Source organism: Candidatus Magnetobacterium casense (genome assembly GCF_019173545.1).
Lineage (GTDB): Bacteria > Nitrospirota > Thermodesulfovibrionia > Thermodesulfovibrionales > Magnetobacteriaceae > Magnetobacterium > Magnetobacterium cryptolimnobacter.
On the sequence record NZ_JABXWD010000093.1, the window covers coordinates 1 to 10,750 of the forward strand.

At 45.4% G+C, this 10,750-nt stretch carries 8 protein-coding genes; 2 read left to right on the plus strand and 6 right to left on the minus strand.

Annotation, left to right across the window (positions count from 1 at the left end; all coding sequences use genetic code 11):
• Window positions 1–383: 383 nt before the first annotated feature.
• Window positions 384–1,271 carry a hypothetical protein gene (locus HWQ67_RS06905; RefSeq protein WP_218251946.1) on the plus strand — a complete coding sequence of 296 codons (888 nt, stop codon included), beginning with the start codon at window positions 384–386 and terminating at the stop codon, window positions 1,269–1,271.
• A gap of 172 nt (window positions 1,272–1,443) precedes the next feature.
• Here HWQ67_RS06905 and HWQ67_RS06910 read toward each other — a convergent pair whose 3' ends face one another.
• The 5 genes from HWQ67_RS06910 to HWQ67_RS06930 all read right to left on the minus strand — a co-directional run bounded on the left by HWQ67_RS06910 (window position 1,444) and on the right by HWQ67_RS06930 (window position 7,448).
• Window positions 1,444–3,255 carry a M3 family oligoendopeptidase gene (locus HWQ67_RS06910; protein WP_218251947.1) on the minus strand — a complete coding sequence of 604 codons (1,812 nt, stop codon included), beginning with the start codon at window positions 3,253–3,255 and terminating at the stop codon, window positions 1,444–1,446.
• A 103-nt stretch (window positions 3,256–3,358) separates the two neighbouring features.
• Entirely contained in the window at window positions 3,359–3,796 is a 438-nt protein-coding gene (locus HWQ67_RS06915) for a response regulator (RefSeq protein ID WP_218251948.1), read from the minus strand.
• A complete protein-coding gene (locus tag HWQ67_RS06920; RefSeq protein ID WP_218251949.1) occupies window positions 3,789–4,997 on the minus strand; it encodes a PAS domain S-box protein in 1,209 nt (402 codons plus the stop codon). The genes HWQ67_RS06915 and HWQ67_RS06920 overlap by 8 nt, the downstream gene beginning before the upstream one ends.
• A gap of 544 nt (window positions 4,998–5,541) precedes the next feature.
• Entirely contained in the window at window positions 5,542–6,768 is a 1,227-nt protein-coding gene (locus HWQ67_RS06925) for an ABC transporter permease (protein ID WP_218251950.1), read from the minus strand.
• Complete coding sequence (locus HWQ67_RS06930) at window positions 6,765–7,448, minus strand: ABC transporter ATP-binding protein (protein WP_218251951.1); 684 nt, start codon at window positions 7,446–7,448, stop codon at window positions 6,765–6,767. The genes HWQ67_RS06925 and HWQ67_RS06930 overlap by 4 nt, the downstream gene beginning before the upstream one ends.
• Window positions 7,449–7,719: 271 nt before the next feature.
• On the opposite strand from HWQ67_RS06930, the gene HWQ67_RS06935 reads away from it, so the two are divergent.
• The gene (locus HWQ67_RS06935; protein WP_255317156.1) at window positions 7,720–8,664 is read left to right on the plus strand and encodes a 1-phosphofructokinase family hexose kinase; all 945 of its coding nucleotides are present in this window, start codon (window positions 7,720–7,722) and stop codon (window positions 8,662–8,664) included.
• 83 nt (window positions 8,665–8,747) lie between these two features.
• On the opposite strand, the gene HWQ67_RS06940 is transcribed toward HWQ67_RS06935, so the two are convergent.
• Entirely contained in the window at window positions 8,748–10,631 is a 1,884-nt protein-coding gene (locus tag HWQ67_RS06940) for a hypothetical protein (protein ID WP_218251953.1), read from the minus strand.
• Window positions 10,632–10,750: the final 119 nt, after the last annotated feature.

Consider the following 10,750-nt stretch of genomic DNA (forward strand, 5'->3'; position numbering starts at 1 on the left):
GAAATAATGGGGTCAAGGGGACTGGTCCCCTTGCGGGGGGTTCTGAAGGGGGGCGGAGCCGCCCCTTTCTTTCTTGTATGCAGGCAATTTTGATACCCGAAAAAACTCGAATCCGATCAGTATATCAGCAAAGATGTTTTCGATATGTTAACAGATACACGAAAGCAGATGTTCCACAAGGAAGAAGAAAAGATAAACGACACAACGTGTTACACATACGAAGAGAAGCTATGAACCATATGAGTATTCCTCTGACAACAAAGCAGAAGAGACTGTGTTGAGCTTCCGATGACCCTCCATGTAAAAGAACTTGACAGTATATATATAAGTGTAGTATTCTTTATGATGATGGTGTTGTAAACTGAAGGGAGACTTATGAGAAAATGAACGACAATGATTATATAAATCGGCTTAAGTTTTACCAGGACTTATTGCGTAGCGAACAGACTAAGATTAATCCGGATTACGATAAGATTATCGTATATAAAGAACGCATCAACTACATGGAAAAGATTCTTTCTGCAAACGTGCTTGGTATGGGTAGTTCAAATGCTGCCGACACTTTGTCAAATGTAGCAGCACCACCAGCAATAAATAGTGACCCGGCAAAACAATCAATACATGATTTGTTTGCTAATCTGAGTTTTCATCAACAACAAAAGGTCATTCTCAAGTTGATTGAGCAAAACGAAAAGACAGACATGAAAAAGGCTATACTTATCGTGCAGGATTTAGGTGCTCATTCAAAAATAGTTGCAGGCCTGCCCGATATGATATCGCGCTATAAATTCAAACAGTTTATAGCAGATATTGAAATTAAACTATACGATAAACATAACATCAAAAAGGGGCAGCTTGCAGGTGATGGAAGGTTTAACGTTTGCTTTAATAGAGATGACAAGAAAGCAGACACGTGGGTTTCAGAGGTCATTGACTATTGCTTTGGTATGATTGATGGCATAAGGGAGATAAGCAAAATCAATAGAGTATATGCCCCTCTTTATATCCGTTTTGGGCTACACGCAGGTAATATACAATGGGATGCTAATCTGCCGTCGGAGGAAAACATTGCAATAATAACATCGCCGGAGGCAAATCTTGCAGGGCATCTTGAAAAAGAGGGAAAGAAGTATAGAAAAGGCGATGGCTCCATCATTATTATCAGCAAAGACGTCTTCGATATGTTGTCAAATACACGCAAACAGATGTTCAAAAAGGAAAAAGAAAAGATAGACGACACAACATGTTACACATACGAAGAGAACCTATAACCATATGGATGCTCCCTTGACAAAGTGGGAGATACGGGGCTGCGTTTCCGAAGCGTAATCTCTGCCGTTACCCTGGCACGGACAGCCACAGGTCAGAATCCTGGTCGAAATTACCCCGGTAAAAAAAAATCGTCCGTTTCCCTTTGGGCACCCTTCCCTGTTGACAGCCCTTCTATAGTACTTCGAGTTGGTGTATCATGGTCTCTATGACCCTGAAGCCGCTTCTCCAGAGGGCCGGGTCCGAGATGTCGATACCGACCTCATTTAGTATGTGATCGGGGCTTTTTGAGCCGCCGTAGGAGAGTATCTTCAAAAACAGCGGCTTGAACTTCTCACCTTCCTCCTTGTACCTCTGATACAGGGCAAGGGAGAGGAGTTCACCAAAGCAGTAGGCATAGCAGTAAAACGGAGTGTGATATATGTGCGGGATCGCCATCCACTCGAACCTGAAGTCCTTGCTGACGTCCACGGCGTCGCCAAACTGTGCCGAAAGGGTTGACATGTAGAGGGCATTGAGGTCTATTTCACCCTCGGAGAAAAGACGGTGCGCCTTCTGTTCAAAGATTACAAAGTATGCCTGCCTGATAACGGTGGCATAGATGTCATCTATGGCGTTTTGGAGGATTTCGCGTTTTACGTTTCTGTCGGTTTCGGTAGCCAGGAGCCTTTCGGTCAGGAGCATTTCGGAAAACACGGAGGCCGTTTCGGCAAGCGGGAGGGTTGCGTTGTACGTAAGGACGCTGTGCTCATGAGCCATGAGTGCATGTACGGCGTGTCCCATCTCATGTGCAATGGTGGCAACCTGACGCGGTTGGCCGTTGTAGTTGACAAGCACCCAGGGCAGTAGTGTTGGCAGGGCACTGTAGCAGAATGCCCCTCCACGTTTATTGGGACGGTCTTCGCTGTCAACGTGCTGCTGTTCAAAGACGCGGTGGACCAACACCTCTAACTGCGGGGAAAACTCCCTGAAGGTGTCCAGAACCATAGCCACGGCATCGTGATAGGCAATGGTCTTGTGTGGTTTATTATCCTGATTGTCGGAGGAGGCGTAGCAGGGGGCATAGATGTCATAACGCTGCAACTTGGGCGTGTTTAACATGCGCCCCTTGAGCTTGAAGTAGCGTTGAAAGACATGGGCCTCCACTTCACAGACGGTCAGCAGTATCTCCACTGCAAGGTCGGAGACGTCGTTGGCGAGGTTTCGCACGCTTATTGGTGATTGAAATTGGCGCAGGTGCAGATTTTCGTTTGTAAAATCACGTAACCTGTGGGTGTATATCTGCGAAAGAACAGCCTCATCGGCACCGTAGACCCGTAAAAGCTCCTGGTAGGCACCCTTGCGTAGCCCGGCGTCATGGTGACGGACATAGCCCATGAGTGCATCTCTGGTCAGTTGCTGTTTCTTGCCGTTTATCTCCAGTTCAAAGGCGTACTTGTTTGTGATCATATCATAGAGGGTGAGGATTGCATTTATACCGTTTACGTCCTTTAAGTTGATAATTTTTTCTTCGGGTTCTGAAAGCGTGTGCCGTTTAAAGTTGCGTTGCTGTTTCAGGTAGTATTGCAGGGAGCCGGAACAGGCTATGAGCCTGTTGGCCTCATCGTTGGACAGTGACCTCCACCAGAGGTTGAAAAACAGTATGCGATTTTGCAGGGACGCCAGCATGTCATCCATGCGCACCATATAGGACAGTGCCTCACGGTTTTGCGTGTCTTCGGAAAACCACAACTGTCCATAGGCCCCCAGTCGATTGGACAGCGTTGCAAACCGCTCCAGGGCATTGAGAAGCCGCACAAAGTCCTCGCACGCTATCCCGGGCACAAGCGTATCACGAAGGGATTGTATGTAGCTTGCAGTTTCGTCTATCTCCTGTATAACATCCTCCAGCTCAGGCCCCTTTCCACCTGGCAAGAGCTCACTCAATGTCCACCTGGGGGTCAGCAACCCCTGGGGCAGTGTTTGCTTGTGCATCGCATCTGTCATCTGTAAGCCTCCATCTGTCAAGTCTCTCAGGGTTTTATTTTGAATCTATTGTAAAATGAAGTTGTCTGAAATTTCAACGTTCCTCAAAAAAACTTTTGCCGCCTTACACCTTCTTGTCTTTAAGCAGCTTTCTTGCCACCACGGAGTAGATTATATCCTCAAGGTATTGTATTGTATAAGGTTTTTTGAGAAAGGCGTTAACATACTCCTCTACATCCTTAACCTTCTTATCGGGCTCTGCCGTGATCATAATGACCGGTATATCTTTGTAGGCATCCAGTGCACGCAGCTTCTTTACAAACGTCAGGCCGTCTACCATAGGCATGTTCCAGTCGGTGATGATAAAGTTAGGTTTTGCCACCATCAGCTTTGAAAAGGCCTGTGCACCATTTGAGGCAGTCGTTATGTTGGCCTTTGCAAAACCCAGGTCTTCCAGCAACATGATGTTATTTTTTATATTGGGCATCATGTCATCTACCAACAGGACCTTCATGGTCTTAAATTGCTGCCTTATGAGCATCTTAACGCGCGGATCAATCATCCGTAGCACCTCCTTCTTCTACTACATTGACAAGTGGCAGTTGGATGCAAAACGTTGTCCCTTTGTCGCCAAAGTCCTCTGCCCATATCGTACCTCCCATTTCACCGGCAAGTTTGCGACAATCGGTCAAGCCGTAGCCGGTACCGGTTGTTTTAAAGGTAACGCCTTTTTCAAAAATGAACTCCTTCTTGTCATCCGGTATAAGTCTTCCCTTGTTGGAGACTTTGATGAGCACGTTGTTGTCATCGACATGCCCGTCTATTATAATATGCGACTCTTCCGTGTCAAGTATCTTCATATTACCCTCGGCATAAAAGCCATCATCCCAGGGGCCATAGTACATGATAACCTCATCTCTGGCGTTGTTAAAGACGTTTCTAAGTATGGTGTTGAGATTGACGGCAATGCCCCTAACGTAATATTGTTCATCGTCTGGAAATCTGTTCTCCACCTTCAGGTAACTGCTCTTCTTACCCATGCGTAGTGGCAGGAGGTTCTTTTTTATATATTCATTGACATCGAGGTCGCCTTCCTCGACGTTGTTGACAGAGGTGCTCTTAAGGACGCTGACAAGGAGTTCGTACATGCTTTTTAGTTCGAAATCGAGGCTTTCTATATAGTCTTCCTCAAGCAGTTCGTTGAGCTTATCCGGTTTGTTTTTGCGCCTTTTAAGCAGCTCAAAGAAGGTTATGATGGTGGAAATATAATTCTTTAAGGTATGGGCTGAATATGCGTACATCTCAAATATCTGGTCCTGTTGTCTGATAAGAAGCTCCTTTTGCTTAAGAAGGGTTTCTACCTCTATCTTTGCCTGTCTATACGAATAAGACTCGCCGTCGTATATGTCCTCATCGTTGTGCTGATACAGATTCCCCCTGACCATTGACATAAAGAACTTTCTGTTGTCAACCTCATAACTTGAAACCGTCACCTCGGCAGGGAACCTGCTGCCATCCTTTTTAGTGGCAACAGACTCGCTTATCTTTGTCTCTCTTTTCAACAAATCCAACCCCTTTGGAAACAATTTTTCAACGTTCATGCCAATTAACTCGTCACTGTCATAGCCAAATAGCCTTGTTGCAGCATTATTGCCATACATGACAGACCCCTTCTGGTCCATCACCAGTATGGCATCTCGTGCAGCCTCAACCAACCGTTGGAAGTGATTGCCGTCTTTGTCGTTAATATCGTTGTTGCTCATAACAGTAACACCCTCTTATGATACAACAACTACAAACATTTATGCAATTGCGTATTGGGCATCAGCGATTCAGAGTGTAGAATTATTGTAGAGTTAAGAATAATTCTTGAACAGATACCTCCTCTGCATCTTTATTTTTGCGACGAAATATGTCAATTAGATGCTTATTGTTACAGTCTATGTTTTTTGTGTTTTGACAACCTCCTTATTCATATCTCCAAGGTTAGCCCTGATTTATTGACGGTGGGCAGGGTATCCCACTATAATATCTATCCAAAGCGAATCTGCATCCTGCGCCTTAACAGAGCATTAAACTCTTCCATATCCAACGTACATTTTAGATATTCCAACATGGTTTTCCAAATGTGTTTGATCGTGACTTTTGGCTCTAGTAGAGGTCTAAAGAGGGTCGCACCACAATCAACCGTGGGTGCCAGGATTTAAGCCACTTTTATATCTTCGTAGTATGGCGTTGCTGCTGTGCTTAATCAATATGACCACGCCGGACTGGAGTGCTACCGAACTATTACTGTTAAAGGATTTCTTACCTTATTGCCTCAATGGGGTTGAGGTTTGCGGCAGTCCGTGCCGGGGCAACGGCAAAGACTATGCCCACGACAATTGCCATTGTAAGGCCTATGGCAAAGGCCTTCCACGAAAAATAGACCGGAAACTCCGCCATCATCACGATTAACTTTGACGACGCAAGCCCCAGCACAAACCCAAGCAGTCCCCCCACGGTTGTCAGGATGGTTGACTCAAGGATGAACTGATGAAAGATGTCACTCTTTCTGGCCCCCAGGGCACGTCTGATCCCGATTTCGTTTGTCCTCTCACTGACGGAGAGGCTGAACAGGTTGGCCAGCACAAACCCTGACACCAACAGCGACACCACACCCGTGATCCCCAAAAACACCACAAGCGATCCCGTAAAGGCCACCAAGAAGCGTATTATTTCATCCGGACTGACAATCGTGAAATCGTCGCTCTGGTCGGACTTTATCCCGTGACGGTGTCTCAAAAACTGCCTCAACTGCCCTGCCCAGGACTTGAGATGTGCGGCCTCCCTGAACCTGACCTTTACCATTGTGATATAGCGGGATTCGTTTTGCAGCTTTCTCATCACCGTGGTAATGGGCATGATAATACGGTCGTTGATGTTGTGTCCCATCTGTGAGGCACTCCGCTGCGACAACACCCCCACCACGCGGCATTGCAGTCTGTCAACGAGGATGGTCTTGCCAACTGGGCTTACGTGGTCAAACAGTTGCATGGCTACGTGCTGACCTAACAGACACACGTTGCGACGCCCCGTGACGTCATCGGCTGAGAGGTCTCCTCCCTCTGCCACGGTCCAGCTCCAACTGGCGGTATAATCGGACGTCGCACCGATCACCAGGGTCTGGTGCTTGTGGTCGCGGTAGGAGACATCAACCCCGCCCCTGGTGGCCATGGGGGTGACGAAGTAGGCCGATGGGAAGTTTCCCCGAATAGCGCTGATGTCATCAAGGGTCAGGGTCTTCTGCCTCTGTGCCACTGCCCGAATCTCCGTCCCCCCGCCCAGGACGAGCACCGAGTCCGGCCCGAAGATGTCAATGATGTCGTATGCCTTCTTGTATGCCCCCTCCACTGTGGCCACGATTACCGTTATGGCCGCTATGCCCAGGGATACACTCAGGATGCAGAAAAACGCCCTCAGCTTAAACGCCACAACCGCCCTGAGTGCATCAATGGCAATCCCCGTCAATCGTCCAACGCCTTGCAGGTTCATGCGGCAGTTACGAGTTGACCGTCTTTGATGGTCAACACCTTGTCGGCGTATGCGGCTATGTCCCTGTCGTGGGTGACGAGCACTATGGTCTTGCCACTGTGGTGGAGGGCCTTGATGATGGCCATGATTTCGCGGGCAGTTGTGCTGTCCAGTTGGCCTGTAGGTTCATCGCATATGAGCAACTGGGGGGCATTGATAAGCGCCCGTGCAATTGCCACGCGCTGTTGCTGACCACCGGAGAGCTGTCTGGGTTTGAAGTCTGCCCTGTCCTGCAGGCCCACCAGTTTAAGCACCTCCTCAGCCCTACGGGAGGTGTCTGCCGTGGACTTTTCTTTGTACAGGGTTGGCAGCAGCACGTTTTCCAACACCGTGGCGTAGTGAAGCAGGTAAAAGCTCTGAAACACAAACCCGATCAGTTCGTTTCTTATGGTCGATAGTGTATCGTCGTCTGTCCGGGAGACGTCCTTGCCGTTGAGGACGTAACTGCCCGAGGTTGGCACGTCCAGGCAGCCAAGAATATTGAGCAGCGTGGTCTTTCCCGAACCGGATACCCCCATGATGGCAAAGAAATCACCACGGTTAAGCGTCATTGAAACCCCCCGGAGGGCCTCAACCGTTATGTCGCCCACCCTGTAGGTCTTGCATACGTTGCTAAGTTGGCCAAGCAGATGTTCACCCATAGCTTTAATTATATACGAAAAGAGGAAAAAAAGTGAGCACCTCCAATATAATCCATTTGACCGTATAGCGCGTTTCGATCTATTGCAATAAAAAGAACAAGGAGGGCGGCTCCGCTTCTTGTCGCTCCAGGAGGGGGCAGCGCCCCCCGGCTCAATGCGCTCCTGGCCCTCCTTGACCTCCCCCGCAAGGGGACCAGTCCCCTTGACCCCGTAAAAATGCCATATATCTTGTATTTAATCCAATCGAAATATGCTATAATTGTCTCAGTTGATGATTATAACAGTGACACTTAATCCCTCGATAGACAGGACGTTGAGGGTTGCAGGTTTCAGGGTTGGCGGTGTCAATCGTGGGGAGGCACTGATGGTTTGCCCTGGGGGTAAGGGGATCAACGTCTCACGTGCCGTTGTGCGTATGGGGGCGGAGGGCATTGCCCTTGGCCTCGTTGGCGGCAGGACGGGTGGGATGATCGTTGAGATGCTCAGGCAAGAGGGGATTGACTTCAGGTACGTTGAGGTTGAGCAGGAGAGCAGAAATTGTTACGGCATATTGCCTGTGCTAAATGATGAGACCAAAAACGCAGGGGAGACGATACTCAATGAGCTGGGGCCTGTCGTCTCAACCGGAGAAGTGAGCAGATTCAAGGCGCTCTATGCGGAGACGGTGACAGCCGGGGCAATCGTAGTGCTCTCCGGCAGCATGGCTAGGGGGATTGACGATTGCCTGTATGCAGAGTTGATATCCATTGCGCACCAGAGACAAGCCAGGGTCGTCTTCGATACCAGCGGCAGTGCCCTTGCCAGGGGGATTGAGGCAGCACCGGACTTCCTCAAGATAAACGCAGCAGAACTACACGGACTCACCGGGAGGGTTGACGATACCCTGGAGGAGACGATTTCGGATGTCGAATGCCTCCTGAACCTGGGCATTTCAACGGTGGTCATTACCCGTGGCAGGGATGACGCACTTGCCTTCACAGCAGGCATGGCGTGGAGGATTACCCCCCCGCAGGTGGCAACGGTAAACAGTTGGGGCAGCGGTGACTGCGTTGTTGCCGGCATGGCCGTGGCACTGGCAGGTAACACGCCCCTGCCGCAGACCTTACGGTTTGCAATAGCATCCGGTACGGCCAACACCCTCTCCTACGGTGCCGGTTTTATCAGCATGGACAAGGTTAAGGAATTGGCTACGGCTGTCGTTGTCAGCGACTTATGAGAAAAGCCCTTTACTACTGGGGTGCCCCACCTCTTGGCCCGTAAAAATGTCGTGTGTTTTGTATTTAATCCAATCTAAATCTGCTATAGTATATCTTCTCTTAATAAATATCCAGCCACTGAACCTTGTTCCACTAAAAAATTTAGAATAACAATGATTTGTTTTTTTATTTCTGGATATGGTTTAAATTTTTTACGGTTATTTAAAATATACCCTCTAACAAAATTATCCATTTCAAAAATAGTGCCTTTATCTAATTCTTTTGTAGATAGAGTTTTATCGTTCTTTAAGATAGAGCTTATCCAACTCACACCAGCATCACTGAAGATACTATTACCAATACCATTAAGTAGTTTCGCAATAGAGTATAGTACCGCAGGATAATTCCCAATGTCTTTTGCAACTTTGTCAAAGAAATATTTTTCTCTAACTTTTAAAGTATCCCAATGCTTTGCGTCTTTTCTCCAGGATATCGATGCAAAAAGATAACTATAGACAATCTCTCTATCTCTGTTATAGTAATGTGACATTTCATCTTTGCAAATCTCAACTATCTTTGGATAAAAAGCATCCCACACGATCCAGAACTCTTCATATTTATTCAAACTATCCTCAGCAATAACAAATTCATAAAAGAAATTAGCCGTATTCCTTGAACTTCTGAAATCATCAAGAAATGGTTTTAAATACGTTTCAATGTCTTCTTTTTTTGAGGTTAAAATAAAGGATGAAAGTTTTTGTAAAAATCTATGTCTAAGATTATAATCATTTTTCTCGTCATTTGAGAATAGCTTTTCCGAAAAAATAGAGAAAATACTATTTAAAAATTTTTTGTGAGTTTTATTCTCTGTCTTTAGAGGCAATAACTGAAAAGCAGTTGCAAGAGTACCTAAATCTATATCTTTTAAATCGGGCAACTTTTCATAGGTAATGTTATTTGAGATTATTGTTTCTATTTCATTTTCATATTCCTCGACAAGGCGCCCAATAAGTTGATATACTGAACGTTCGTAATAATTTTTGGTAGTTTTCATTATCTTATTATACTTAGGTTTTAATAGTAAATACCCTAAAAACATTGAGTTAGCATCTTCAAAATTTTCTTTCCATAAAGCTAACACTGCATTCATGGCGTAATTAAATAAGCTATAATCCATCTCCATATGATGGGAATCGAACAATGTAAATAGCAATATCCTTTTTAATCTATCTCTGTCTTGAGCAAAATGTTTTAATATAATTGACAACACACTCACTGCTGCGCCTACACCGTCAAGTATCTTGTATTTATAATTGTTATTAAGAGATAACGAGGCATGTTCAAGAACAAAATTTTTGCAAAAACTACTTTCATCTTCATTTAAGCTATCAAAATAATCCCGAAGTAATACAGCACAACTATATGCTGGTATTGAGTATTTGAATAGAACAAAGTTTTCCTCTCCATTGTTATTTAATCTGTCAATAATATTTTTTGTCTCTTTGATTACTAAGTTTAAATCATTTTCGTATTGGGGATACTTCTTATAATTCTCATCCTCTCTATTGAATCTACTCTGTGCCCATAAACTTAAAGGAATATGTGACATCATCTCTGCGTCTCTCTTTAGGTGTTCTTCACTGTGCTTTTTCAGTTCAGGAGCAATTTCAGGATTGAGATTTATTAAAAACTTGTCGTCTTTTTTTTCAATTGTAGGTTTCATCTTTCTTCTATCCATTCTTGCTAAAAAAAGCCTCCAAGTTTTATCATCTGCAGTTTCTTTATAACTATCAGGAAGTTTCTTGTAATATTCATCAAGAATTTTCCATATAATTTCCTGCCTTTTTTGTGCTTCCTCTTCGCTCTCTTCATTGCTGCCAAATAACTGATAATTAAGTGCTAAAGTCTCAAGAGACATCTGTCTATGTTTATCATCACAGGCTTCAAGTCTTTCATCTAAATATATTTTGCTCTTATAATCACTCAAAGGACTATTTTTTAACCGACATTCCGCATACCCTATAGTCCATCAAATATTTTATAATTTATACGGCATGCTGTTGGCATTGCCAAGTTGTATAAAAAATAAGAGATTTGAGGATTAAA